The following is a 23,906-nucleotide window of genomic DNA, read 5'->3' on the forward strand; positions in this document are numbered from 1 at the left end:
ATAAAGTTAGGCTTGGCGTTCCGGTGTCGACACGACCAGTCCGTCGAGATCGTCGGTCACCTTGATCTGGCAGGACAGCCGCGAATTCGGACGCACGTCGAAGCCGAAATCCAGCATGTCCTCTTCCATCGGCGACGGCGCGCCGACCTTCTCGCGCCACGCGTCATCGACATAGACATGGCACGTCGCACAGGCGCAGGCACCGCCGCATTCGGCTTCAATGCCGGGAATGGCGTTGCGGATCGCGCCTTCCATCACGGTCGCGCCGTTCTCGATATCAATGGAGCGTTTCTCTCCGGAATGGTCGATAAAGTGGATTTTGGCCATGATTGCTCGTGCTGCCGGAATGCGCCGGACGATGGTTGGAAAGGTCCCGGGCAGTCGTATAACGGGTCGATCTGCACAGCGCTAGCGCAGAGACCGAAAACCTGCCAGCCTGCCGGGACGGCGCCCAGACCGTTGCCGCAGGCCGTGGAGATGCCGAACGCCTAGGAGCGGCCCAGAATCAGCTCGATCGCCGTGCGCGCCTCGGCAATCGCGGCCCCGAGCGCGGCGAGCGGCCGGGCCGGGTCGGAACCGCCGGCCAGCGCGGTTTCGAGGCCGGCGGCCGCCTCGGCGACGCCGAAGGCACCAATCGCCCGCGCCGATCCCTTCAGGGTATGGGCGTGGGTCGGAGCCTCCGCCGGCAAGGCAGCCAGCTCGCCAAGGATCCGGGCCGACTGGGTCGAAAACATCGCCAGCACTTCCCGCTCCAGCCCCGGGTCGCCCAGCGTCATCCGCCGGAGGTGGTCGACGTCGATCGGTCCGTCACCGGGCGCGAGCGGCGGCGATTGCGTCCATTCAACCCGTTCGAGATGAAGCGGCATGGCCTGTCCCTGTCGTCTCTGCCGGGCTTCACCGGCGGACCGTTCGCCCAGCCAATCACGAAACTGGTTAACGAATTGTTGTCGGGATGATCGGCAAAACCGCCCGATTCTGGACAATTTCCGGACACAATCGGCCCTCTCCGGCAGGAATTTCGAGTACCGATAAGGCCTTATGGCGCAAAGCTGTTAACGATGATTAAGAAAGTATTAATCGCAAGCATTTCATTCGCATCGCTCTCCCAATAGGATGTTTGCGGATGTAGCGGACAAGCCGCCGAGGGGGCGCTTGCGCTCCGCTTGTGGGCACCGGCTTCGAGCTTGCGCGGGGACGTTTCGCAAGCTCGCCGACGCGTAAAATAGTGAGAGGGCTCAGACTGAACATGGCGAACACTCCCAAGAAGGTCAAAGATCCCACCGAAGTCGCGCTTTCTGCCATCCAGGAAGCCCTCAACATCAGCGAGCAGGGCTCCGAGAGCCGCAACGAAGGCGCCGCGCCGCCGAGCCTGCCGCCGTCCGCTCCGGATTTTTCAGCCGCATCGTTCGAGTCCCGTCAGAATACCGATCGTTCGGTATTCGAGCCTATCGAGGAACCGCGCGCGCCGCGCCGCGCCGCCAATGACGATCGCGAGACCATCGGCCAGATGCTGCAGACGCTGCAGGGAGGCCGCGCCCGCAACGCCTTCACGCTGTTCTTCGTCTGCTCCGGCGCCTGGCTGCTCGGCGGCGTCATCCTCACCATCGCGTTCTGGCCAGCCCTGCAGGCTTCGATGGCCCAGGGCACCGGCGTGCTGGTGCTCGCCGGCCTCGCCGCGCTGTTCGCCGTTCCGGTGCTGCTGTTCTATTACCTCGCCAGCCTCGCCTCGCACGGCCAGCGCATGCAGATGATCGCGCAATCGATGGCGCAGGTCGCAATGCGATTCTCCGAGCCGGAGAACGCCGCCGCCGATTCCATGGTGACGGTCGGCCAGGCGATCCGCCGCGAGGTCGCGGCGATGGGCGACGGCGTCGAACGCGCGATCGCGCGCGCCGGCGAACTCGAGACCCTGGTTGCCAACGAGGTGGCCGCGCTGGAGCGCGCCTATTCCGACAATGAAGTGCGCATCCGCGCGCTGCTGCAGGACATCGCCCATCAGCGCGACAATCTGGTCGGCCAGGCCGAGCAGGTGCGCAGCGCGATCTCCGGCGTGCAGATCGACCTGCGCCACGACATCGCGCTGATCTCGGACGCGATCGCCTCGCGCGTCGACGAGGTCGCCAAGAGCATCACAGGCGCGCTGGAAGAGCGCGGCCAGCACATCACGACCGCACTGAGCCATGCCGGCGACAACATGATCCTCGCGCTCGGCGAGCGCGGCGGCGACCTGCTCGACCGCCTCGAGGAAGCCAGCGCAGAGACCACGCGCGCGGTGATGGACGCCTCCGAGCGGCTCACCACCAGCCTCAACTTCAAGACCGGCCACGTCCACGACGAGTTCGTCGATCTGGCCGATCGCGTCCACGAGATGCTGAACGAGCGCATCGATCGCATCACCGGCGAGTTCGAGCAGCGTTCGTCCGCGATCGTCGACGGCATCTCCGACCGCACCGAGGAGGTCCACGACTCCCTGAAGAATTCCGCCGACTCGCTGCTGCTCGAGCTCGAGCTGCGCAGCAACGACCTCGTCAGCAAGATCGACGACGCCGGCAACCGCCTCGCCGGCCAGATCATGACGTCCGGCGACAGGGCGAGCGAGGCGCTCGACGTCACCGTCAATTCGCTGGTCGCCAAGGTGGTGGGCCAGACCGAGACCGCGCACGACTCGCTGTCGCTGCAGATGAGCGCGTTCGACGACCTGGTGAAGAACCACGGCAGCGAGCTCGCCGAGAAATTCGCCCGCGACTCCGGCACGCTCGGCGCGCTGATCACCCGCCACATCTCGGAATTCGACCGCACCGTGAAGACCTTCGGCGGCGACATCGTCGAGCGCATGGGCCAGCGGACCCAGGACATCGCCGACAGCCTGAAGACCTATGTCGACACCTTCGACAATCGCGTCACCAGCAATAGCGGCGAGATCACCGCTTCGCTCGACCAGCGCCTGCTGCAATTCGAGACCACGCTCGGCAGCCGCGTCACCCATCTCGACGCTTCGCTGACCGACAAGCTGTCGTCGTTCGACTCGTCGCTCGCCACCAAGATCGGCTCGTTCGACGGCCGCCTGCAGTCGCTGGATGACGCGATCGACGGCCGCATGCGGACGCTCGAGGTCACCTTCGAGAGCCGCGCCAAATCGGTCACCGACACCATCGACGGCCATCTCGGCACGCTGGCGACCCAGCTGACCGAAGGCGCCACCCAGGCGATCCACTCGATCGACTCGCGCCTCGGCCTGCTCACCACGACCCTGACCGAGGGCACCGTGCAGGCGATCGCCGCGGTCGACCATCGCATCAACGGCGTCACCGAAACCATCGACGGCCACAGCAACCGCCTCGTCGACACCATCAACGACCACAGCACCCGCCTCGCCGATACCATCAACGGTCACAACAGCCGCCTCGTCGAGACCATCAGCGGTCATAGCTCGAACCTGACCGACACCATCTCGGCGCGCTTCGCCGACATCCAGCAGGGCATCGAGAGCCGCGTCGGCGTCATCGCCGGTGACATCGACACCCGCGTCGCGCAGTTCGAGGACCTGTTGGGCTCGCGCGTCGAGGCCGTCGCCGGCCGCATCGAGAGCAGCGGCCGCCAGGCGAGCGAGGACCTGATGTCCCGCGCCGAAATGTTGTCGTCGAGCATCAAGTCCCATGTCGAGGACGCCGAGCGCTCGCTGACCAACCTCGTGGTCAACACCAGCGAAACCATCCAGACCGGCGCGCGCACCGCGCAGCAGGCGCTGCTCACCGTGTCCGCGGATGTCGGCAACCAGCTCAAGCTGAGCTCGGCCGAAGTCGAGGGCGTGCTGACCGCCGTCGGCACCAGCGCCGCCAACTCGATCCTCACCAGTGCCCGCGACGCCCAGGTCTCGCTGGTCTCCGCATCCGGCGACGTCGCCTCGCAGATTAAGGCGCTGTCGGAAGACGTCGAGCGCACGCTGCAGGCGGCCGGTAGCGCCACCGCGGCCTCGGTGCTGTCCGGCGCCCGCGACGCGCAGACCACGCTGGTCTCGGCCTCGATCGAAGCCGCCAGCCAGGTCAAGTCGCTGGCCGCCGACGTCGAGCAATCGCTGTCGATGTCCGGCTCTGCCGCCGCCGAAGCGATCATGACCGGCGCCCGCGAGGCCCAGACCACCCTGATCGCGACGTCGGCCGACGTCACCGGCCAGGTCAAGTCGCTCGCCAGCGACGTCGAGCGCTCGCTGTCGATGGCCGGTTCCGCGACCGCGGAAGCCGTCGTCGCCTCCGCCCGCGAGGCCCAGAGCACGCTGGCCGGTGCGTCGACCGAAGCCACCAACCTGGTCCGCACGCTCGCGGCCGATATGCAGCACTCGCTCTCGACCGCCGGCACCGCGACCGCGGAAGCCGTCGTCGCTTCCGCCCGCGAGGCCCAGAACACGCTGGCCGGCGCGTCGACCGACGCCACCAACCTGGTCCGCACCCTGTCGGCGGACATCGAACGCTCGCTGTCGATGGCCGGCTCCGCCACTGCAGAAGCCGTCGTCGCCGCCGCCCGCGAGGCCCAGAGCACGCTGGCCGGCGCATCCACCGAGGCCACCGATCTGGTCCGCACGCTCGCGGCCGACATGGAGCGCTCGCTGTCGATGGCCGGCTCCGCCACCGCGGAATCGATCACATCAGGTGCGCGTGAAGCCCAGAGCATGCTGGTCGATGCATCGACCGAGTCTGCGACAAAGGTGTCGGCGCTTGCCGCCGATATCCAGCGCGCGCTGTCGATGGCCGGTTCCGGCACCATCGAGGTGCTGACGGCCGGCGCCCGCGAGGCGCAGAACACCCTCGTCACCGCGTCGACGGAAGCAGCCAACCACGTCAAGTCGCTGGCAGCCGATGTCGAGCGCACCCTGACGTCGGTCGGCACCAACACCGCCCAGACGATCGTCGGCAGTGCCCGCGATGCCCAGAACTCGTTCGTGGCAACGTCCAGCGAGGCTGCAAGCCAGATGCGCGCGATCTCCGTCGAGATCGAGCGCTCACTGACCGCGGCCAGCGCGGAGACTGCGCAGACCATCCTGGGCAGCGCCCGGGAGGCCCAGAGCTCGTTCGCGGCGACCGCTGCCGATGCCGCCGCCCAGATCCGCACGCTCTCGACCGATATCGAGCGCGCGCTGGGTTCGGTCACGGCCAAGACCACCGACAACATCCAGACCTCTGCGCAGAACGCACAGGCCGCGCTGATCAACATGTCCAACGAGGTCTCGACCAAGGTCAAGACGACCTCCGCCGACATCGAACGTTCGGTGCTGTCCGCGTCCAGCGCATTCGGCTCGGCGATGACCGGCAAGACCGACGAGATCGTCACCTATGTGCAGCAGCAGACCGAGCGCCTGTCGCAGATGGTCGACGGCCGCCGCGGCTCGCTGGTCGAGGCGCTGACCGCCAAGACCACGCAGCTGTCGAACGACATGGATCGCGCCACCGCGGACGCGCTGAAGGCGATCGAAACCCGCGGCCTCGCCTTCTCGCAGTCGATGGCGGCGCACGGCGGCGATGTCGCGCGCAACATCACCTCGGCCGGCGATCAGGCGACCGGCGCGGTGGCGAAGTCGCTCAAGGAGCTCGAGCAGGCCTCGCGCGCGGCGATCGACCAGTCGCGCCAGGTCTCGATCTCGGCCGTCACCGAGATGCAGGAGACCAGCAAGATCCTGCGCACCGATACGGTGGCGCTGTTCGAGCGGCTGCGCGAGGGCAACATCCTGCTGCAGGAAGTGTTGACCGGCGCCCACGACAACCTCAACTCGCTGGAGCGCGCGCTGGTGACCCGCGTCGCCGACTTCGTGTCCGCCATGAACGACGTCACCTCGCGCAACGGCGTGGCGACCCAGACGCTGGAAGACCAGCTCACGGTGTTCAACAGCAAGACCGGCAAGGCGCTGGAAGATCTCGGCGCGCTGTCGAGCCAGTTCGAGACCCATGGCAAGGCGCTGATCGAGGCGGCTGCCGTGGTCGAACAGGCCAACCGCTCGACGACGGCCTCCGTCAGCGAGCGCAAGTCGGCGCTGGAATCGCTGGTCACGACCATCGACCTGCGCACCACCGATCTCGACCAGCGGCTGTCGCGCTTCACCGGCCTGCTCGATGAATCGCTCGGCGCGGCCGAGGAACGCGCCCGCGACATCGCGCGTGTGGTGGCGGAGACCGCCGGCGCCGGCTCGGCTGCGATCAGCAAGCAGTTCGAGGCGGTGCGCATGGCCGCCGAGAACGAGCGTCAGCAGACCGTCGACGCCATGAACGACCTCTACCAGCAGAGCAACGCCGAGACCGATGCGATGTTCAAGGAATCGACGGAGAAGTTCTCCGCGATGGTCACGGCGATGAAGCAGATGGCGAGCGAGATGCACAGCGAGCTCGAGGCCACCCGCAACGAGCTGCGCCGCGGCGTGCTGGAAATGCCGCAGGAGGCTGCCGAAAACACTGCGCAGATGCGCAAGGTGATCGTCGACCAGATCGAGGCCCTGGCCGAGCTGAACCGCATCGTCGCGCATCACGGCCGCGGGCTCGACGTGGTCTCGACCAACCGCGCCAGCGTCCGCCACGAGGAGCCGGTGATGGCTGCCGCCGGCGGCCGCGCCGATGTGCGCATGCGGGACAGCGTGCGCGACAATGGCAACAGCGCCTCGACGCTGCCGCCGCCGGATCTCGGCATGGCGACCTCGCGCCGCACCGAGGCCCCGTCGGTCAGCCCGGCCAGCCCCAACAACAACGGCGACGGCTGGCTGTCCGACCTGCTCAACCGCAGCGACGCGGCGCCGCCGGCCCCGCAGGGCCGCGATGCCCAGCAGCGCCCGCGTCAGCAGCAGCAGCCGGCCGCCAATCCGCTGGAGTCGCTGTCGCTCGACATCGGCCGGCTGATGGACCGCACGCTTGCAGCCGAGATGTGGGATCGCTACCAGCGCGGCGAGAACAAGGCGTTCTCCAAGCGCCTCTACACGCCGGCCGGCCAGAAAGCCTTCGATGAGGTGGCCCGCAAGTACCGCGCCGACCGCGGCTTCAAGCAGACGGTCGACCGCTACATCGCGGAGTTCGAGCGCCTGCTCGACGAAGTCGCCCGCGAAGGCCGCGGCCAGCAGGAGCTGGCTGGCCACCTGACCTCGGAGACCGGGCTGGTCTATACCCTGCTCGCCCACGCGGCGGGACGGCTGGGGTAAAGTGTTCGAACCGATCGCAGGACAAGAAGCGGAGGCAGCGATGCCTCCGCTTTGCTTTTGACCGACGCAAAAATCGCGGCAGAGCCGAGAGGGTTCAGATGTTGCTCGCACGCTGGCGCCCCATCGTCGCACTGACGGTGCTCGGGACAATCGGGATGACCGCGGTTGCGACGGCGGACCCGATCCAGCCGTCCAAAATCCGGACCATCAAAATACAGGAGCCGAACAAGCCGACAGCCGACACACCCGTCCGTCCGGCCGGCGGTAAGGCCCACGATGCGTCCAGCCGCGAATGGCCGGCAACGCAGGGCGTCGTCGATGCGGCATCCGATCCTCATCATATTCGCAGCTTGAGGATACGGTCCGAGCAGACGTATCCAGACGACCGCTATCGCCGCTTCGTTCCTGAAGCTGCCGAGCCGTCTCAGGTAGCGCCCCAGTAGCGCTGCGACGATCGTCGGAACGAACGGAGGGCGCGTGGCCTATTGCTGCCGGCGCCGCGGCACGGCCGGTGCTGCGGCGGGAGCCGGCGCGGGCTCGGGTGCGGCGTTGTTGCTGCCGCCGAAGATCACCCGGCTCGGGTTGCGGTCGAAATTGTTCACGGCGCGGCTGATGTCGGACAGCGTGCGGCGGCCGTCGTTGATCAGGAGATTGGAGCGCTTGTCGACGTTGTCGGCGAGCTCGCGGATCGACTTCACCATCAGGTTCAGCTCGCTGCCATTGTTGCCGCCCGCGATCGCATTGAGGCCCAGCATCAGATTGTCGGCCTTGCCCATCACGCCGTCGACCTTGAGCATGACGTTGTCGATCTTCTCGGAATTGCGCGCTAAGGCCTGGGTGAAGACCTCGAGATTCTTCAGCGAATTCTTCACCGACTGCTGATTGTCGGCGACGATGCGGTTGACGTTCTGCAGGGTGGCGCGGATCGCCTCGGTGACGTCCTGCAGCGCGTTCGGGTCGGCGGTCAGAACCGGGATGCCGTCCTCATCGAGCGGAACCGGCGGGGCGGCCTCCTCGCCGCCCTTCAGCGAAATCGCGGCGACGCCGGTCAGGCCCTGGAATTCGAGGCCGACCAGGGTGTCCTTGCGCAGCGGTGCGTTGTTCTCGATCATCGCCAGCGCGACCACGCGCCGGGGGTTGTCGAGCTTGACCGAGACCACTTCCCCTATCCGGATACCGTTAAAATTGACATTACCGCCATTGCGCAGGCCCGACGCCGGCCCCTCGAAGATCACCCGCAACGGGCTGCGCTGCTTGGTGGTGTGCAGGCTCTGGAACCACAGCACGAAGCCGAACGCCGCGGCGATTACCGCCAGCGTGAAAACCCCGATCAAGACGTAATTCGCCCGCGTTTCCATCAATTGCTCGCGTTCATCACTCTTGGGCGCTCGCGCAGTCGGCCTGCGTTCGAGCCCGTCGAATTCCCTGTTGGCGCATGATCTCGTCCGAAAACCGGCCTTTTCGTTTCGGGATCATGGGCTAGGCCACAACGGCTCGGGCGCGCTTGCCGTTGAAATATTGCTGCAGCCACGGATGCTGCGATGCCTTCATGTCGGCGATCGATCCTGCAGCAATGATCTTACCGTTCCCTAAAACGGCGATACGGTCGCACGCGGTGTAAAGACTGTCGAGATCGTGGGTTACCATGAAAACGGTCAGCCCCAAAGTGCGCTGCAGGGTGCGCACCAACTCGTCGAAATCGCCGGCGCCGATCGGATCGAGGCCCGACGTCGGCTCGTCGAGAAACACCAGCTCGGGATCGAGCGCGAGTGCGCGCGCCAGCGCAACGCGCTTGATCATGCCGCCGGACAGTTCCGACGGATAGCGATCGGCGACCTCGGGCTTCAGCCCGACCATCACGAGCTTCGCCACCATGATCTCGTCGAGCAGCCGCTGCGAGACCCGCAGATATTCGCGCGCCGGAAACTGGATGTTCTGGCGCACCGTGAGCGAGGAGAACAGCGCACCCTGCTGGAACAGGATGCCCCAGCGCCGCTCGACGGCGCGGCGCTGCGCCGAGCTCGCGGCATCGAGATCGACGCCGAACACCTCGATGCGGCCGGACACCTTCGGCACTAGGCCGATGATGGTGCGCGTCAGCACCGACTTGCCGGCGCCCGATGGGCCGACGAAGCCGAGGATCTCGCCGCGCTTGACGTCGAGGTCGAGGCCGTCGAGCACGCGCGTGCTGCCGAATTGAACCGTGATGTCGCGGACCCGGATGATGGCGTCGTCCTGCTCGGCCATGATCACATCCCGATCGAGGCGAAGAAGATCGCGAACACGCCGTCCATCACGATCACGAAGAAGATCCCTTTCACCACCGACGCGGTGGTGTGCTGACCGAGCGACTCCGCCGAGCCCTGCACCGCAAGCCCCTCGACGCAGGCGACGATGCCGATCACCGCGGCCATCACAGGCGCCTTGACCATGCCGACGATGAAATGGTCGATCGATATGGCATCACGAAGGCGGAGCAGGAAGGCCTCCGGATCGACGCCGCCATAGAGCCACGCCACCAGGCCGCCGCCATAGAGCGCGGCCATCGCGCCGAGAAAGGCCAGGATCGGCAGCGCCAGCACCAGCGCCAGCATGCGCGGCAGGATCAGGACCTCGATCGGATCGAAGCCCATGGTGCGCAGCGCGTCGATCTCCTCGCGCATCTTCATCGAGCCGAGCTCGGCGGTATAGGCCGAGCCGGAACGGCCCGCGACCATGATCGCGACCAGCAGCACGCCGATCTCGCGCAACACCAGCACGCCGAGCATGTCGACCACGAAGATATCGGCGCCGAACCTGCGGAAATGGAAGATGCCCTGCTGCGAGATGATGCAACCGATCAGGAAGGTGATCAGCACCACGATGGGCACCGCGCGCCAGCACACCTGCTCGAGGTGATGCACCGTCGAGGTCAGGCGGAAGCTGCGCGGATGGATCAGCACGTTGCCGGCCGCGGCCAGCACCGCACCGAGCATGTCGACGAGGCCGATGATCGTGCCGCTGACCCCGGCCACGGTGCGGCCGATCTGCTCGAGCATCCCCGTGATCGACAGCCGGTCGCTGACGACCCTGGGCGCCGGACCGACGCGGCGCACCTCGTCGACCAGGCTGGAATAATTGGCGGAGAGGCCCGCGATCTCCGCTTCGGCGCTGGCATCGCTCAGGCTGCGGCGCAGCCGCTCGATCAGCCACGCGCCGAACGTGTCGAGGCTCGCGACCTGCGACACGTCGATGAAGATATGGGGACGGCTGCCGCGCAGTTTCTCGGCGTCGGAGACGATCCGCTCAAGCGCAGGCGCAAAGCGGGCTGTCCAGTTGCCCGCCGCGCACAACGCCAGTCCTTCGCCTTGGGCTATCCGCTCCAGTGTCGGGTCGCCGCTCACCTTTTGCCTACCCCTCAAGCCGGCTGGCCGCCGCTCACGCAGATTCCCCGGCGACGCCGGTTTGGCTTGTCGAATCTGTCACTAACCAGCCATAGTTGGTTGCGCGTCGCAAGCTACGGTTCAGGAAATAGTAGACTTTAAAATGACTTCCACCCCTCCCGGAGCGATTTCCCTGACCGCGCGGATCGAGCGCTGGCCGATCGCCGGGACCTTCACGATCAGCCGTGGCGCCAAAACCGAGGCCGTCGTCGTCGTGGCCGAGGTGAGCCAGGGCGGCCTCATTGGTCGCGGCGAATGCGTGCCCTACCCGCGCTATGGCGAAACGCCCGAGACGACGCTGCAGGCGATCCAGGCGATGCAGCAACCGCTCGCTCGTGGCATGGACCGGATCGCCTTGCAGGCCGGCATGCCCGCCGGGGCCGCCCGCAATGCGCTGGATTGCGCGCTGGCGGACCTCGAGGCCAAACGCGCCGGCATGCGGATCTGGAACCTGCTCAGCCGGCCTGCGCCCGAGCCACGCACCACCGCCTATACGATTTCGCTCGGGACAGCAGAGGCGATGGCGGAGGCCACCGCCAAGGCCGCGCATCGCGCGCTGCTCAAGATCAAGCTCGGCGGCGATGGTGACGCCGCGCGGATCGCCGCCGTGCGCAAGGCGGCACCCACCTCCGAACTGATCGTCGATGCCAATGAAGCCTGGACCGCGGACAACCTCGCCGCCAATCTCGCGGCCTGCGCCGATGCCGGCGTCACGCTGATCGAGCAGCCGCTGCCGGCGGGCAAGGACGAGGCGCTGCTGCGGATCAAGCGCCCGGTTGCGGTCTGCGCCGACGAGAGCGTGCATGACCGCGCCTCGCTCGAAGGCCTGCGCGGCCGCTATGACGCCGTCAACATCAAGCTCGACAAGACCGGCGGACTGACCGAGGCGCTGGCGATGGCGGACGCTGCGAGCGCGCTCGGCTTCGAGATCATGATCGGCTGCATGGTCGCGACCTCGCTCGCGATGGCGCCGGCGATGCTGATCGCGCAAGCCGCGCGCTTCGTCGATCTCGACGGCCCGCTGCTGCTGGCGAGGGACCGCGACAACGGCCTACGCTACGAGGGCAGCCTGGTCTATCCGCCGGACGCCGCGCTCTGGGGCTAGTGGGTTAGCCGCTTGCGCGCCAACCACATCACCAGCCCACCCGTCGCTGCCATCGCCGCCATCATGTCGTAGACGCCGAGCCCGAAGCGCGCATAGACCATGCCGCTGACGATCGCCGTGGTGCTGGCGACGATGCCGCCGCAGGCCGTGAGATAGCCCTGCGCGCGCGCCATCACATGAACCGGCACATGATGCACCATCAGCCCCATGATGCCGACCTGGGTCAGGCCGAAGCTTAAGCCGTGTCCGAGCTGGACCACGGCCAGCACCGCAAGCGGCGGGTCCTGCGCGGTGATCGCCCAGCGCGCCACGGCGCTGGCGGCCGCGATCATCACCAGCACAGCCGAAGGCAGCGTGAAGCGCGGCGAAGCTGCAAACAACACGATCTCAGCGATCACGCCGAGCACCCAGAGGGCTGCGATGGTCAGGCCGCTGAAACCGGCCTGCTGCCAGGCAATCGATGCGAAGATGTAATAAGCGCCATGGCTGCCCTGGATCAGCGCCGAGGACACGATGATGGCGAGGAAGGTGGGATTGCGCAGCAGCCTCGGCACGCCGGCCGCGTGCGCGACTGTGGCCACCGGGCGGCCCAGCGGCCGCAACGTCAGCCCGACCAGCGCCCCGAGTACGGTCACGGCGGTTATGATCCAGATCAGATCGACCTCGGCGACATAGCGCAGCAGGAACCCGCTGATCAGCGCGCAGACCGCGAAGGCAGCCGAGCCCCAGAGCCGCAACGGTCCGTAGCTCAGGCCAAATTGCCTGACGCCGCGCAGCGCGTAGGCGTCGGTGAGCGGCACCATCGGTGTCCACACGCAGCAGGTCAGCGCATAGACCATGAGCAACACCAACGGCTGGTGCTGGGTGCCGATCACGGCAAAGCCGAGCGCGGTGGCGAATCCCGTCGCGATCATCGCGCCGCGCAGCATCTGGCGCCGCTCCGCCGCCGCAGTGACCAGCGGCAGCACGGTAAAGCGCGTCACCGGCGGCACCGCCGTGATAATGCCGATCCAGGTGGCGTCGATCCCGATCGCCTTCAGCCACACCGTGAAAAAGGGCAGGTGGACCCCGGTCATCCCGAACGTCGTGGCATAGAACGCCGCGAGGCTGCGCGCGAATCGCCTCGGCGCAACTTTGGCTGCGATGGGGATTTGTGATTCGGTAGACATCAATTCAATTGCGATTCGCGCGATATCGTGGTGATCGTTAGCGTAACGCGCAGTGATTTGCGCGGAGAGATTGTGATGGCCGAAGAAGCATTCGCCCTGTCTCCGATATCCGCCCGCGCGGCCCTGCCGAGCGAGGAGGACTATGCTGCGATCAGCGCGGCCTTCATGGAGACCTCGCGGGGCCGCTGGTTCCTCGGCGAATACGCCAAGCGCAATCGCAATGCCGATACCCGCATGGTGCTCGACGCCGTGGCGCGGATCGAGGACAGCCTCAGCGCGCAGCGGCAAGCCGCCGCAGCGGCCATCAGGGACGAGCAGCTGGCGCAGGCGCTGGCCGCCCTGCGCGGCGCGATCGAGGCCGCCCAGGCCTCTGCCATCGCGGCACTCGACGGCATCAGTTTCGAGCCGAACCTCGCGCCGGTGCGCAAGGGCGTGCGGGTGATTCGGGAGATCTCCTGGCGGCTGCGCGAGATCGGCAATGACGGCCGGATCTGCGACATCATCGATTCGCAGGCCAGCGCGATCGAGGCCGGAGCGACCGCGGTTTCGATGGACGACGCCAAGGTCGTGCTGGATGCCGCTTTCGCGGCGCTCGCCCGCCGGCTCGGCGAATTCGATCCGGACCAGGCAGCGACACCCGTGGCTGAGCCAGCGGCCGTGGCCCAAGCACCGGTTGCGGAACCGCCCCCTGCTGCGCCCTCGCCTCAACCAGTGGCAGAGAGCGCTCGCGCCGAGAGCGCTGCGTCCGACGCGACTGTTGCCGCCACGCCGCGGGCGCCGCCTCAGGAAGCCGTTGCAGCGTCGCCCGCCGAAGCCGCGATGGCTGCCTCAACGCCGAGCATTGAAGCTGCCGCCACGCCGGAACCGAACGAAGCATGGCTCAAGGCGGAGGCCGCGCTGGCCGAGGCCGAGGCCGCAGAGCTCGCCCGCGTCACCGAGGCCGCCGCTGACGCCGAGGACGAAGCGGTGCTCGACCTCATCGCGATGGAGATGGGCGCGCCCGATCCGATCGACGAAGAAGCGATCGCCGAGGAGATGCGCGCTGCAGAGGAGATGCGCGTCGCCGAAGCGATGGCCGACGAGCCCGAGATGGTCGCCCCGGCCATCCAGCCCGAGCCCGCACCGGTGCCCGAGCCGATCGAGGTCAAGGTCGAGCCGCCGCCGATGGCCGCAGCGCCAATTGCTGCAGCGCCGGTTGCTGCGGCACCGGTTGCCGCGGCTCCGGCAGCCGTGCCGCCGCCTCTCCCGCCCGCCGTCGAGGCTGCCGCTGCTCCCGCGGCAGAAATCTCACTGGGCTCGACCATCATCGCGAGCGGGCTTTTGAAGAAGCCTGATGTCGCAGCCAACGATCCGCTCGCGCCGATCCGCCGCATGAGTCAGGCCGAGAGAATCGCGTTCTTCTCATAAGCGCGACGTGTGCGCGCTGCACATTGACCTCCCATTTGACCACCCGCGCAGCGTGACTCAGCTCACGTACGGCGGGCAAATCCACCCCTAGCCTCGCTGCGACCGGTCCTGCACCAGGACCAGCTTTTGGGAGCGCGCGATGGTCCGCCTGACATCCATCATGATATCGGCCGCATTGCTTGGTCTGCTGAGCCTTGGTGGATCAGGCGCAGCATCTGCCGAGACCGGCGGCATCACCGTCGGCAATGCCGCGCAGGCGCCGGCGCAATCCGTCGATCAGGCCGCTTTGCCGGCGACGCCTAGCGCCGCGGCGCCGGCCGCGCTGCGCGGCCCCGAGCAGCGCGTCGCGCTCGTGATCGGCAATGCGAACTATGAGAATGCGCCAAAACTCGCCAATCCCGGCAATGACGCGCAGTCGATGGCCGAGCTGTTGAACGCGGCCGGCTTCGAGGTGATCGCCGCGACCGACCTCAGGCAGGGCGACATGGTGAAGGTGTTGCGGGATTTCTCCGACAAGGTCTCGGCGCGCGGCCCCGGTACGGTCGCGATGATCTATTACGCCGGCCACGGCGTGCAGCTCGCCGGCGAGAACTATCTGATTCCGGTCGATGCCAGGATCGCAACGCCGTCCGACCTCGACGGCAATGCGGTGCGCCTCGTCGACGTGATGGGTACGCTGGAGAACATCCCGAGCCGGATGCGCATCGTGGTGCTCGATGCCTGCCGCAACAACCCGTTTCCCAACGTCAACGATGCCGGCCGCGGCCTTGCCGTCGTCGATGCACCGAACGGCTCGATCGTCGGCTATTCGACGGCGCCCGGCATGGAAGCGCAGGACGGCAGCAACGGCCACAGCCCCTACACCAACGCCTTCCTGCGGCTGGCGCGCGAGCCCAATCTGCCGATCGAGCAGCTGTTCAAGCGCATTCGCCTCGACGTCAACTCGACGACCGACGGCCGCCAGACGCCGTGGGAAAGCTCGTCGCTGACCTCCGACTTCTATTTCTTCGGCGATACCGCCATGGCGTCAGCGCGTGCACCCGCCAATGGCCCGGTGGTGCAGATGGCGTCGAACCTGCCGAACCGCTCGGTGCGCCAGGCCTACGACTTCGTGCTGTCGGAGGGCCGGCCGGACTACTATGAGGAATTCATCCGGCTGTATCCGCGCGACCCGCTGTGCGACCGCATTCGCTTCCTGCTGACGAACTGGCTGCAGGTCGCGGCCTGGCACAAGGCCGTGCTTGCCAACACGCCGTTCGCCTACAAGACCTTCCACGACAATTTCGGCAACAGCCCCTATGCGCAACAGGCGTTGAAGCTGCAAGCGCGGCCGAAGGCAATCCCGCTGATGCAGTTCACGCGGCTGTCAAATCGTCCGACCTTCCAGCCGATCAATGCCGGTTTGCAAGGCACCGTCGGCAGGATCGTGACCATGCCCGCGCCCGGAGCGAAGCCGATCGGCATGCCGAGCCCAATCGGCAAGGGCAAGGTCGCAAGCCTGCCTGTCGCGAATGCCGGCAAGGCCACGTCGAACCCGACCGTGAAAGACAACACCGGGCAGCACTTCCGCGCCGAGCGGCAAAGCATGCAAGTCAACAAGATGAGATCGGGCGTCGGCCGCGCTTCGTTCCACGCAAGTCCGTCCGTCTCAAACGGCGGCGGAATGGGCGGCGATCACCGTGGCGGCTTCAGGCACTGATCAGCCGCACCACACAACGAAACGGGGGCAGAGCGCGCACCGCCCTGCCCCCCGTTCTTTTCAAGATGCTGGTCTCAGGCGACGAGCTTCGCGAACAGGTCGGCATCGACATTGCCGCCCGAGAGCACGATGACGACGTTCTTGCCCCTGGCGTCGATCCGTCCCGCCAGCAGCGCCGCAAGCCCGACCGCGCCGCCGGGCTCGACCACGAGCTTCAACTCGCGATAGGCGAAGGCGACGGCAGCACCAACCTCGTCGTCAGAGACGCTGACGCCGTTTGCGAGCAGCTTGCTGTTGATGGCGAAGGTGAGCTCGCCCGGCATCATCGCCATCAGCGCATCGCAGATGGTGCGCGCCGCGACCGGATGCGCCTCGCGATGGCCGACCTTGAGCGACAGCGCGTGATCGTCATAGCCCGCGGGCTCGGCAACGAGCACCTGGGCCTGCGGATATCTTGCCTTCACCGCGGTGGCGACCCCCGCGATCAAGCCGCCGCCCGATGCCGGCGCGACCACGATGTCGGGCACGAGCCCGAGCGCGGCCATGTCCTCGGCGATTTCGCGGCCGGCAGTGCCCTGACCTGCGATCACCAGGGGATCATCATAGGGAGGCACCAAGGTCGCACCACGCTTGCTGGCGATGCCGCTTGCGATCGCCGCACGGTCGTCGCGATCGCGATCGTACAGCACGACCTCGGCGCCGTAGGACTTGGTCCGCTCGCGCTTGGTGAGCGGGGAGTCCGCAGGCATCACGATGGTCGCCTGCATGTTGAGGATCTTTGCCGCCGCGGCAACGCCCTGGGCGTGGTTGCCCGAGGAGAACGCAACGACGCCCCCGCTCCGCTTGTCCTGCGGTATAGAGGCGAGCTTGTTGAAGGCGCCGCGGAACTTGAACGATCCGGTCCGTTGCAGCATCTCGGGCTTGAGGAAGACCTGGGTGCCGACGCGTTCGTTGAGAACGGGGAAAGTCAGGAGCGGCGTGCGCACCGCGAACGGCGCGACCACCCTTGCGGCGGCATCGATGTCCGCAGCAGCGACGGGTGGATTGAGAGGGGTGTCCGTCATCCAGGATTTGTATCGCGGCAGCGGGCAACCCGGCAAGACGCTTTAGCGTGACTTGTCTAGCGTGAGGTGGAATGGGGCGCCGGCAGGGCCGCGAAATGATGCTCCTCGGCGCCGAATTCGAATGCCTCCCCCTCGCCGTCGGGCGCGACGGGGCGGACATTCATGCAGCGGTCGATGAACACCCGGGCCGACGCCTGCCAGGTGTGGAGCGCGGCGAAATCGACGCAGGCCTGCCGCGAGATGCCGAGCGCCTCCAGGCAGGCGTGGTGCAGATCCTCGTCGAGCACGCCGACCGGCGCCGCGCCGATCACGTCGCGGGGGCCGGTGACCGGAAAAGCGGCAACCGGCAGGCCGCTCGCCAATGCCTCGAGCAGCACCAGGCCGAACGTATCGGTGCGGCTGGGGAAAACGAACACATCGGCCGCGGCATAGATCTCGGCCAATTCTTCCCCGTGGCGGGCGCCGAGGAAGACGGCCTCGGGATATTTCCGCTCCAGCGCCGCCCGCGCCGGGCCGTCGCCGACCACCACCTTGGTGCCGGGCAAATCGAGATCGAGGAATGCCTCGAGGTTCTTTTCCACCGCCACGCGGCCGACGCTGAGATAGACCGGCTGGGGCAGGCAGAGATCGACGTCGCGCGGATGGAACAGCGCGGTATCGACGCCGCGCGACCACAGCACCACGTTGCGGAAGCCGCGCTGGCGCAGCTCGGCGGCCAGCGCCGGGGTTGCCGCCATCACCGCCCGGCTCGGCCTGTGGAACCAGCGCAGCGCGCGCCACACCCAGGCTTCCGGGACCGGCGTGCGTGCCGAGACATACTCGGGAAAGCGGGTGTGGAAGCTCGTCGTGAATGGCAAGCCGTGCTTGCGGCAATAGCGGCGGACCGACAGCCCGATCGGGCCTTCGGTCGCGATATGGATGCTGTCGGGCCTCGCCGCCTCGATCAGGCTTGCGACCTTGGCCCGGTACGGCAACGCCAGCCGGAGATCGCGATAGCTCGGCATCGCGAAGGTGCGGAACTCGTCCGGCGTCAGGAAGCTGACCTCGACGCCGAGCGATTTCGCCGCCTGTGCCATCATGGTCAGCGTGCGGACAACCCCGTTGACCTGGGGATGCCACGCATCGGTCGCGACCAGGATATGCGTCATGCAGCGCGTGCCGTCACTCGCGGAACTGGCGCGATCCGGCGCACCGGGTCGGTCCAGGTGATGATTTCGAAGCTGCCGTCCTCGTGCTCTGCGAGCGCCGTGCAGCTCTCCACCCAGTCGCCGCAATTCATGTAGCGGATGCCGTGCTCGTCATGAATCGTCGCGTAGTGGATGTGGCCGCAGATCACGCCGTCGCAGCCGTGACGCCGCGCCTCTCCGGCCAGTGTCGCCTCGAACGCGCCGATATAGTTCACCGCCTTCTTGACCTTCAACTTGGCCCATTGCGACAGCGACCAGTACGGCACGCCGAACATCTTGCGGAAGAAGTTGACGAAGCGATTCATCTGGATCGCGAAATCGTAGGCCTTGTCGCCGAGATGGGCGAGCCAGCGCGCGTTCTGCACCACGAGATCGAAGATGTCGCCGTGGATCACGAGGTAGCGCTTGCCGTCAGCGCCGGTGTGAACGGTGTTCTCCACCACGTCGATGCCGCCGAAGTGCGTGCCGTAATATTTGCGCAGGAACTCGTCATGGTTGCCCGGGACGTAGATCACCTTGGCGCCCTTGCGCGCCTTGCGCAGCATCTTCTGCACGAAATCGTTGTGGGTCTGCGGCCAGTACCAGTTCGACTTCAGCGCCCAGCCGTCGACGATATCACCAACGAGGTAGATCGTGTCGGCATCATGGGAGCGGAGGAAGTCCAGCAGGCGGTCGGCTTGCGAACCGCGGGCTCCGAGATGGACATCGGAGATAAACAAAGTGCGAAAGCGCCGCTCGGGGCTTTCTTCACTCAAGGAGTCACTTCCCATGCCTGTGCACCTAACAGATTCCTGTGACAAGGCGATGACGATCCCCGCGACCCAAGGCCTCACTAACAGTTAACGAGAATCAGCAGCACGCCCCCCTCCCTGCGGATAACAGCCGCGTGCGACAATCTGGCGACATGGGTGGACGCAGCTGTGCGGAACAGCCGTTGTGTTGCGCGCATATCGCGGCGGAACAACGAAACGATTGAATACGTAGCCCGGATAGAGCGCAGCGCAATCCGGGCTACGAGAGCTTCAGTAATATTTGTGGAAGTGATGCACCGGCCCGTGGCCATGTCCGACGGCGAAGCGATCGGCGGCAGCGATCGCATCCGTGATCCACGCCTTGGCGTTGCGCACGGCGGTCTCCATCGCCTCGCCCTTCGCGAGTCCGGCGGCGATCGCCGATGACAGCGAGCAGCCGGTGCCGTGCGTGTTGGCGGTCGCAATACGCGGCGCCGCGAGTGCGATGCTGCGCGCGCCATCGATCAGATAGTCGATGCTCTCAGTGCCGTGCCCATGGCCGCCCTTCACCAGCACCGCGCGACATCCCATCGCCAGCAATTGCCTGCCCTGTCGCGCCACGTCGGGCTCGCTCGCAGCGACCGGCTCGTTCAGCAGCGCCGCCGCCTCCGGCAGGTTCGGCGTGATCAGCGAGGCCAGCGGAAACAGCATGGTCTTCAGCGCATCGACCGCCTCGGCGGCGAGCAGCCGGTCGCCCGAGGTTGCGACCATCACCGGATCGAGCACGACGTGGCGCGGTGCCCAGCGCTTCAGCGCGCCCGCGATCGCCACGATCGTCTCGGCCTGCGCCAACATGCCGATCTTGACCGCGCCGACGTCGAGGTCGGAGAACACCGCATCGATCTGCGCCGTGACGAATGAAGCGGGCACCGGATGGATACCGCGGACCCCCGTGGTGTTCTGCGCCGTCAGCGCCGTGATCGCTGAGGCCCCATAGACCCCGAGCGCGGCAAAGCTCTTGAGGTCGGCCTGAATGCCCGCCCCGCCCGAGGAATCCGAGCCGGCAATGGTGAGTGTGACCGGCGTCATTATGCGGCACCGGCGGTTGAGACGAATGAGACCACGACGAACAAGCTCATGACCTGTCCTAGCCCGGCCGCCCATCGGCAGCAAGTTCGCCTGACTTTACCGCGAGTTGGCCTTGTTGCCCCGTCGCCTTGCCCCTTGCCTTGGCGGCCGGTTTTTGGCCTATAGTCGCGGAAATCCCCGGAGACGACTTTGATGGTTCCTTTCTTCGTCCAGATCAAATGCAAGCTCGGCCAGTCCTACACCGTCGCCAATGCGCTGGCGGAAGCCGAGATTGCGTCCGAGATCTATTCCACCGCGGGCAATTACGATCTGCTGGTCAAGTTCTACGTCGACCACGACACCGACATCGGCCATTTCATCAACGAGAAGGTTCAGGTGATCCCGGGCATCCAGGACACCCTCACCATCATCACCTTCAAGGCGTTCGGCGCGAAGTAGCGCATCGACCTTCATACGCGCCCGATCGGCGAGGCGCGCGCCGCTAGGCGGCCGGCGCCGAGTCGATCAGCGCCTTCAGGAACGTGACGACGATACGGCCGCTGCGATTCACTTCGCCGCCCCTCGACAACAGCGCCATGCCGCGGCCCAATGCGATGAAGCCGGTAGCGATCTCCACGGGATCGGCGGGCGCCTGCTTGCCAAGCACCTCGAACAGGCGCGTCACCAGCACGCCCAGCGCTCGGCGGTGCTTGCGGTTGAGTTCGTTGTAGCCTTGCGCGAACGTCGGGCTGCGCAGCGCCTGCAATTGCAGCTCGATCGCCAGCACGGAAAACCCCGGATCCGAATTGGCGGTGGCGGCCCATTTTTCGAGGCCCGCCATCACTTTCGCAGGCTCGCCCGGCGTCTGCCCCAATACGCTTTCGATTTTTGCCCTCTCCTCGGATTGGTGCTGTTGCACCAGTTCCAGGAGGATCGCCTCCTTGTCGGTAAAATTCGAATAGAACGCGCCCTGCGAAAATCCGGCCGCGTCGGCGATGTCGCGTACCGAGGCCTGCGCAAATCCCTTCTTGATGATCTCCTGGCGCGCCGCCTCGATCAGGAGACTCTTCGTACGGGCCTGACTTTCCTCGCGATTTAACCTGGGCAACGGACAGGGCTCCCGAACTTAAAATACCAATTGATTTTCAGATATCATCTGATATCTAATTTCAGATAGCAGTTGATATTTGTAACTCGACGAGTCGGCTTTACGCACACGGAGTAGCTATATCATGCAGATCAGCCGATTGGACCGTACGCTTGCGATCCTGGCGACGCTCGCGGCGTCGACCGTCGCCGTCATGGTGATCGGTATCCTCGCCACCAGCGGTTCGCAGGACTTCTTCCAGACCGCCCGCTCCGTCGAAGCCTATGGCGCGTATCTCGGAATCCCCCTCGCGCCGTTCGGCCTGCGGCTCAATCTCGGGCTCGATAATCTCTTCATGATCTTCTACGGCGCATTCTTCACCGTGCTGGCCGCCCGGCTGCGCACCATCATGGACCCCTATCTGCTGGGCGTCGCGCTCGCCTCCATGATGCTCACGGTGATCCTCGATTGCGTCGAGAACCACCACATCATGACCATGGTGCATGCGATCCAGAACGGATTGCCGCTGTCGCCGGCCGATGGGGAGCTGCAGATGATCGCCTCCCAGGTCAAGTTTCACGCCAGCTATTTCGCGGCCTTGCTGTTCTCGTTCGGCTTCCTGCAGTTCGGCAGGCTCGGCGGGATCATCGCGGTGGTGCTGTGGTGCTACATCCCGTTCGGGGTCCTGATCTCGATTACGCCGGTGGAGCAGGCGAAGGCACTTGTCCTGGGACGGACGATCTTCTTCGTCTTCGCCTTCATCCTGTCCGCCGTCCTGTTCGCTTCAAAGGCCAAAAGCCACGGTCGAAACAACCAATAACCAGCCCGGAGGATCCCCCGATGCCGCTCACGATAGTCACTATTGCCGGACGAAGCCTGCTCGCATTGCTGTTCATCCTTGCCGGCGCAGCCAAGATCGCCGGCCCGAAGCCGTTCCTCGACCACATGGCGGCACACCATATTCCCGGCATGCTGCTGCCGCTGGTCATCGCGCTCGAGCTCGGTGCGGGCCTGGCGTTGCTGATCGGCTGGCAGTCATCAGTTGCCGCCGGCGCGCTTGCGCTGTTTTGCCTCGCGACCGCGTTCGGGTTTCATCTCGACCTCGCCAACAAGGTGGAACGAACGCTGTTCTTCAAGGACCTCGCGATTGCCGGTGGCTTGATGGTCATTGCCGCCAGCGCGTGGCGCGGATAGCAGGCCGGGCACCGCCTGGCGCCATCAGGAAGGATCAGTCTTGTCCGGCTTGCGCGTCGGCTTCGGTGGCCCGTCGACCGGCGGCAGCGACTTGAGGTATTCGGCAATCGCATCGCGATCGCTTGTCGAGAGCTGCGAGGTGTTGCGGATCACGCGCACCATCGATCCGCCCGCGCTGTCGCCGTCCGGCGTCTGGCCGCTCTCGAGGAAATAGGCGATGTCCTTCGCGCTCCAGTCGGCGATCCCCCGCGGCGTGATGTTGGGCACCCAGCCCTCGCCTTCCGGATTCGGACCACCGGCGAAGCGCTGCGAAGTGATGATGCCGCCGAGGAAATTGCGCGGGCTGTGGCACTCGGCGCAATGGCCGAAGCTGTTGACGAGATAGGCGCCGCGATACCAATGCGCCGATCGGCTCGCATCCGCGACGAACGGCTTGCCGTCCATGAACAGGAATTTCCAGACCCCGACATTGCGCCTGACGTTGAAGGGAAACGGCACATCGTGGTCGCGCACCTTGCCCGCGACCGGCGGCAGGGTCTTCAGATAGGCAAACAGGTCGCGCACGTCATTGACCCTGGCGTGCTGATAGGACGTGTAGGGAAATGCCGGAAAATAGTGCGTCCCCGACGGCGAGGTGCCCTTCATGACCGCGGTGACGAAATCAGCCTCGCTCCAGCGGCCGATGCCGTCGTTCGGGTCGGGTGAGATGTTCGGCGCATAGAAGGTCCCGAACGGCGACGGTATCGCGAGGCCACCGCCGAGCCTGGTGCGGTCGTCCTGCTTCGGCACCGCATGGCAGGAGGAACATCCTCCCGCATTGAACGTTGTGAGCCCGTTGGTCAGGTTGGGCTGGTAGGCGGGCAGCGCGCTCGCAGCGACGGTCGCCGGGATCGTCAGCCACCAGAACACACCGAAGCCGATGAGGCTGGCCAAAACGGCCAGGAGGAGAATTCGTCGCAACATTCACCGATCCGTCATTGGTCGCGTCAGTTCATCAGCCAGTATGATGGCAACCGTTCGCACAAGCTCGCATCAAATTTGCCGCACTCACGATCATTTTGGGAATAAATCCGGAGCGCTGCGGTTTGAAGATTTGCAACCATCGTGTGACGTCAAAGGGGAGAGAACCATGCCAAACAAGACCTTGTTTGCCACGCTGACACTGGGCGCCGCAATCGCCCTCGCCGGTCCGGCCTTTGCCGAGAAACTGACGGCGAAGCTGGACGCCAAGTCCGAGGTGCCCGCCAATGCCAGCGCCGGCACCGGTACCGCCGACATCGACTACGACGCGGCCTCCAAGAAGTTGAGCTGGAAGCTGACCTATTCCGGCCTGTCGGGCCCTGCGACTGCCGCGCATTTCCACGGCCCCGCCGAGGCCGGCAAGAATTCCGGTGTCGCGGTTGCCATCCCGAACGCGACGTCGAGCCCGGTCGAGGGCAGCGCGACGTTGACCGACGCGCAGGCTGCCGATCTCCTCGCCGGCAAGTACTACGTCAACGTCCACACCGCCGCCAACCCGGGCGGCGAAATCCGCGGCCAGGTCACCAAGTAGAGTCACACCAACAAGAAACGGCCGACACAAAAAAGGGCGGACGCCTCACG

21 protein-coding genes are annotated in these 23,906 nt (G+C 66.1%); 9 read left to right on the forward strand and 12 right to left on the reverse strand.

Annotation, left to right across the window (positions count from 1 at the left end; genetic code table 11):
• Positions 1–6 precede the first annotated feature (6 nt).
• Both CO675_RS34955 and CO675_RS34960 read right to left on the reverse strand, forming a co-directional pair.
• Complete coding sequence (locus tag CO675_RS34955; RefSeq protein WP_092115454.1) at positions 7–327, reverse strand: 2Fe-2S iron-sulfur cluster-binding protein; 321 nt, start codon at positions 325–327, stop codon at positions 7–9.
• Positions 328–488: 161 nt separating this feature from the next.
• A complete protein-coding gene (locus tag CO675_RS34960) occupies positions 489–866 on the reverse strand; it encodes an Hpt domain-containing protein (protein WP_097676429.1) in 378 nt (125 codons plus the stop codon).
• 380 nt (positions 867–1,246) lie between these two features.
• On the opposite strand from CO675_RS34960, the gene CO675_RS34965 reads away from it, so the two are divergent.
• Entirely contained in the window at positions 1,247–7,171 is a 5,925-nt protein-coding gene (locus CO675_RS34965; RefSeq protein WP_097676430.1) for an apolipoprotein A-IV repeat region-like domain-containing protein, read from the forward strand.
• A 98-nt stretch (positions 7,172–7,269) separates the two neighbouring features.
• Positions 7,270–7,614, forward strand: coding sequence for a hypothetical protein (locus CO675_RS34970; protein WP_097676431.1), 345 nt, complete (start codon positions 7,270–7,272; stop codon positions 7,612–7,614).
• 39 nt (positions 7,615–7,653) lie between these two features.
• On the opposite strand, the gene CO675_RS34975 is transcribed toward CO675_RS34970, so the two are convergent.
• The 3 genes from CO675_RS34975 to CO675_RS34985 form a co-directional block, all read right to left on the reverse strand.
• Complete coding sequence (locus CO675_RS34975; RefSeq protein ID WP_097676432.1) at positions 7,654–8,529, reverse strand: MlaD family protein; 876 nt, start codon at positions 8,527–8,529, stop codon at positions 7,654–7,656.
• 121 nt (positions 8,530–8,650) lie between these two features.
• Positions 8,651–9,418: an ABC transporter ATP-binding protein gene (locus CO675_RS34980; RefSeq protein WP_097676433.1), complete on the reverse strand. Its 768-nt coding sequence runs from the start codon at positions 9,416–9,418 to the stop codon at positions 8,651–8,653.
• Positions 9,419–9,420: 2 nt separating this feature from the next.
• Positions 9,421–10,554 carry an MlaE family ABC transporter permease gene (locus CO675_RS34985; RefSeq protein ID WP_097676434.1) on the reverse strand — a complete coding sequence of 378 codons (1,134 nt, stop codon included), beginning with the start codon at positions 10,552–10,554 and terminating at the stop codon, positions 9,421–9,423.
• Positions 10,555–10,696: 142 nt separating this feature from the next.
• On the opposite strand from CO675_RS34985, the gene dgcA reads away from it, so the two are divergent.
• Positions 10,697–11,698, forward strand: coding sequence for an N-acetyl-D-Glu racemase DgcA (gene dgcA / locus CO675_RS34990; RefSeq protein ID WP_097676435.1), 1,002 nt, complete (start codon positions 10,697–10,699; stop codon positions 11,696–11,698).
• On the opposite strand, the gene CO675_RS34995 is transcribed toward dgcA, so the two are convergent.
• Positions 11,695–12,867 carry an MFS transporter gene (locus tag CO675_RS34995; protein WP_097676436.1) on the reverse strand — a complete coding sequence of 391 codons (1,173 nt, stop codon included), beginning with the start codon at positions 12,865–12,867 and terminating at the stop codon, positions 11,695–11,697. The genes dgcA and CO675_RS34995 overlap by 4 nt on opposite strands.
• 75 nt (positions 12,868–12,942) lie before the next feature.
• Here CO675_RS34995 and CO675_RS35000 point away from each other — a divergent pair, with 75 nt between their 5' ends.
• Together CO675_RS35000 and CO675_RS35005 are read left to right on the forward strand one after the other, a co-directional pair.
• Positions 12,943–14,274, forward strand: coding sequence for a hypothetical protein (locus tag CO675_RS35000; RefSeq protein WP_097676437.1), 1,332 nt, complete (start codon positions 12,943–12,945; stop codon positions 14,272–14,274).
• 139 nt (positions 14,275–14,413) lie between these two features.
• On the forward strand, positions 14,414–15,973 hold the full coding sequence (locus CO675_RS35005) for a caspase family protein (RefSeq protein WP_198964857.1): 1,560 nt from the start codon (positions 14,414–14,416) through the stop codon (positions 15,971–15,973).
• 74 nt (positions 15,974–16,047) lie between these two features.
• Here CO675_RS35005 and CO675_RS35010 read toward each other — a convergent pair whose 3' ends face one another.
• The 4 genes from CO675_RS35010 to thiD form a co-directional block, all read right to left on the reverse strand.
• On the reverse strand, positions 16,048–17,037 hold the full coding sequence (locus tag CO675_RS35010) for a threonine/serine dehydratase family protein (protein ID WP_097676438.1): 990 nt from the start codon (positions 17,035–17,037) through the stop codon (positions 16,048–16,050).
• Positions 17,038–17,093: 56 nt separating this feature from the next.
• On the reverse strand, positions 17,094–18,185 hold the full coding sequence (locus tag CO675_RS35015; RefSeq protein WP_097676439.1) for a glycosyltransferase family 4 protein: 1,092 nt from the start codon (positions 18,183–18,185) through the stop codon (positions 17,094–17,096).
• Positions 18,182–18,994 (reverse strand): UDP-2,3-diacylglucosamine diphosphatase, encoded by an 813-nt coding sequence (locus CO675_RS35020; RefSeq protein ID WP_021078021.1) that lies wholly within the window; start codon positions 18,992–18,994, stop codon positions 18,182–18,184. The genes CO675_RS35015 and CO675_RS35020 overlap by 4 nt, the downstream gene beginning before the upstream one ends.
• 252 nt (positions 18,995–19,246) lie before the next feature.
• Complete coding sequence (gene thiD / locus CO675_RS35025) at positions 19,247–20,047, reverse strand: bifunctional hydroxymethylpyrimidine kinase/phosphomethylpyrimidine kinase (RefSeq protein WP_097676460.1); 801 nt, start codon at positions 20,045–20,047, stop codon at positions 19,247–19,249.
• 189 nt (positions 20,048–20,236) lie between these two features.
• Here thiD and CO675_RS35030 point away from each other — a divergent pair, with 189 nt between their 5' ends.
• Positions 20,237–20,482, forward strand: coding sequence for an Lrp/AsnC ligand binding domain-containing protein (locus CO675_RS35030; RefSeq protein ID WP_016845986.1), 246 nt, complete (start codon positions 20,237–20,239; stop codon positions 20,480–20,482).
• Positions 20,483–20,525: 43 nt separating this feature from the next.
• On the opposite strand, the gene CO675_RS35035 is transcribed toward CO675_RS35030, so the two are convergent.
• A complete protein-coding gene (locus CO675_RS35035; RefSeq protein WP_097676440.1) occupies positions 20,526–21,131 on the reverse strand; it encodes a TetR/AcrR family transcriptional regulator in 606 nt (201 codons plus the stop codon).
• Between the two features lie 124 nt (positions 21,132–21,255).
• Here CO675_RS35035 and CO675_RS35040 point away from each other — a divergent pair, with 124 nt between their 5' ends.
• Together CO675_RS35040 and CO675_RS35045 are read left to right on the forward strand one after the other, a co-directional pair.
• Positions 21,256–21,930 carry a hypothetical protein gene (locus CO675_RS35040; RefSeq protein ID WP_097676441.1) on the forward strand — a complete coding sequence of 225 codons (675 nt, stop codon included), beginning with the start codon at positions 21,256–21,258 and terminating at the stop codon, positions 21,928–21,930.
• Between the two features lie 20 nt (positions 21,931–21,950).
• On the forward strand, positions 21,951–22,304 hold the full coding sequence (locus CO675_RS35045; protein ID WP_097676442.1) for a DoxX family membrane protein: 354 nt from the start codon (positions 21,951–21,953) through the stop codon (positions 22,302–22,304).
• A gap of 24 nt (positions 22,305–22,328) precedes the next feature.
• On the opposite strand, the gene CO675_RS35050 is transcribed toward CO675_RS35045, so the two are convergent.
• Positions 22,329–23,267 (reverse strand): c-type cytochrome, encoded by a 939-nt coding sequence (locus CO675_RS35050; protein WP_097676443.1) that lies wholly within the window; start codon positions 23,265–23,267, stop codon positions 22,329–22,331.
• A gap of 166 nt (positions 23,268–23,433) precedes the next feature.
• Between CO675_RS35050 and CO675_RS35055 the strand changes: the two genes are divergently transcribed.
• Entirely contained in the window at positions 23,434–23,856 is a 423-nt protein-coding gene (locus tag CO675_RS35055; RefSeq protein WP_097676444.1) for a CHRD domain-containing protein, read from the forward strand.
• Positions 23,857–23,906: the final 50 nt, after the last annotated feature.

Source organism: Bradyrhizobium sp. C9 (assembly GCF_002532045.1).
GTDB lineage: Bacteria > Pseudomonadota > Alphaproteobacteria > Rhizobiales > Xanthobacteraceae > Bradyrhizobium.

Bases quoted from the DNA above. Each gene is read 5' to 3' on its own strand.
- CO675_RS34955 (WP_092115454.1), bottom strand. From the start codon at position 327: ATGGCCAAAATCCACTTTATCGACCATTCCGGAGAGAAACGCTCCATT.
- CO675_RS34960 (WP_097676429.1), bottom strand. From the start codon at position 866: ATGCCGCTTCATCTCGAACGGGTTGAATGGACGCAATCGCCGCCGCTC.
- CO675_RS34965 (WP_097676430.1), top strand. From the start codon at position 1,247: ATGGCGAACACTCCCAAGAAGGTCAAAGATCCCACCGAAGTCGCGCTT.
- CO675_RS34970 (WP_097676431.1), top strand. From the start codon at position 7,270: ATGTTGCTCGCACGCTGGCGCCCCATCGTCGCACTGACGGTGCTCGGG.
- CO675_RS34975 (WP_097676432.1), bottom strand. From the start codon at position 8,529: ATGGAAACGCGGGCGAATTACGTCTTGATCGGGGTTTTCACGCTGGCG.
- CO675_RS34980 (WP_097676433.1), bottom strand. From the start codon at position 9,418: ATGGCCGAGCAGGACGACGCCATCATCCGGGTCCGCGACATCACGGTT.
- dgcA (WP_097676435.1), top strand. From the start codon at position 10,697: ATGACTTCCACCCCTCCCGGAGCGATTTCCCTGACCGCGCGGATCGAG.
- CO675_RS34995 (WP_097676436.1), bottom strand. From the start codon at position 12,867: ATGTCTACCGAATCACAAATCCCCATCGCAGCCAAAGTTGCGCCGAGG.
- CO675_RS35000 (WP_097676437.1), top strand. From the start codon at position 12,943: ATGGCCGAAGAAGCATTCGCCCTGTCTCCGATATCCGCCCGCGCGGCC.
- CO675_RS35005 (WP_198964857.1), top strand. From the start codon at position 14,414: ATGGTCCGCCTGACATCCATCATGATATCGGCCGCATTGCTTGGTCTG.
- CO675_RS35010 (WP_097676438.1), bottom strand. From the start codon at position 17,037: ATGACGGACACCCCTCTCAATCCACCCGTCGCTGCTGCGGACATCGAT.
- CO675_RS35015 (WP_097676439.1), bottom strand. From the start codon at position 18,185: ATGACGCATATCCTGGTCGCGACCGATGCGTGGCATCCCCAGGTCAAC.
- CO675_RS35020 (WP_021078021.1), bottom strand. From the start codon at position 18,994: ATGGGAAGTGACTCCTTGAGTGAAGAAAGCCCCGAGCGGCGCTTTCGC.
- CO675_RS35030 (WP_016845986.1), top strand. From the start codon at position 20,237: ATGGTTCCTTTCTTCGTCCAGATCAAATGCAAGCTCGGCCAGTCCTAC.
- CO675_RS35040 (WP_097676441.1), top strand. From the start codon at position 21,256: ATGCAGATCAGCCGATTGGACCGTACGCTTGCGATCCTGGCGACGCTC.
- CO675_RS35045 (WP_097676442.1), top strand. From the start codon at position 21,951: ATGCCGCTCACGATAGTCACTATTGCCGGACGAAGCCTGCTCGCATTG.
- CO675_RS35050 (WP_097676443.1), bottom strand. From the start codon at position 23,267: ATGTTGCGACGAATTCTCCTCCTGGCCGTTTTGGCCAGCCTCATCGGC.
- CO675_RS35055 (WP_097676444.1), top strand. From the start codon at position 23,434: ATGCCAAACAAGACCTTGTTTGCCACGCTGACACTGGGCGCCGCAATC.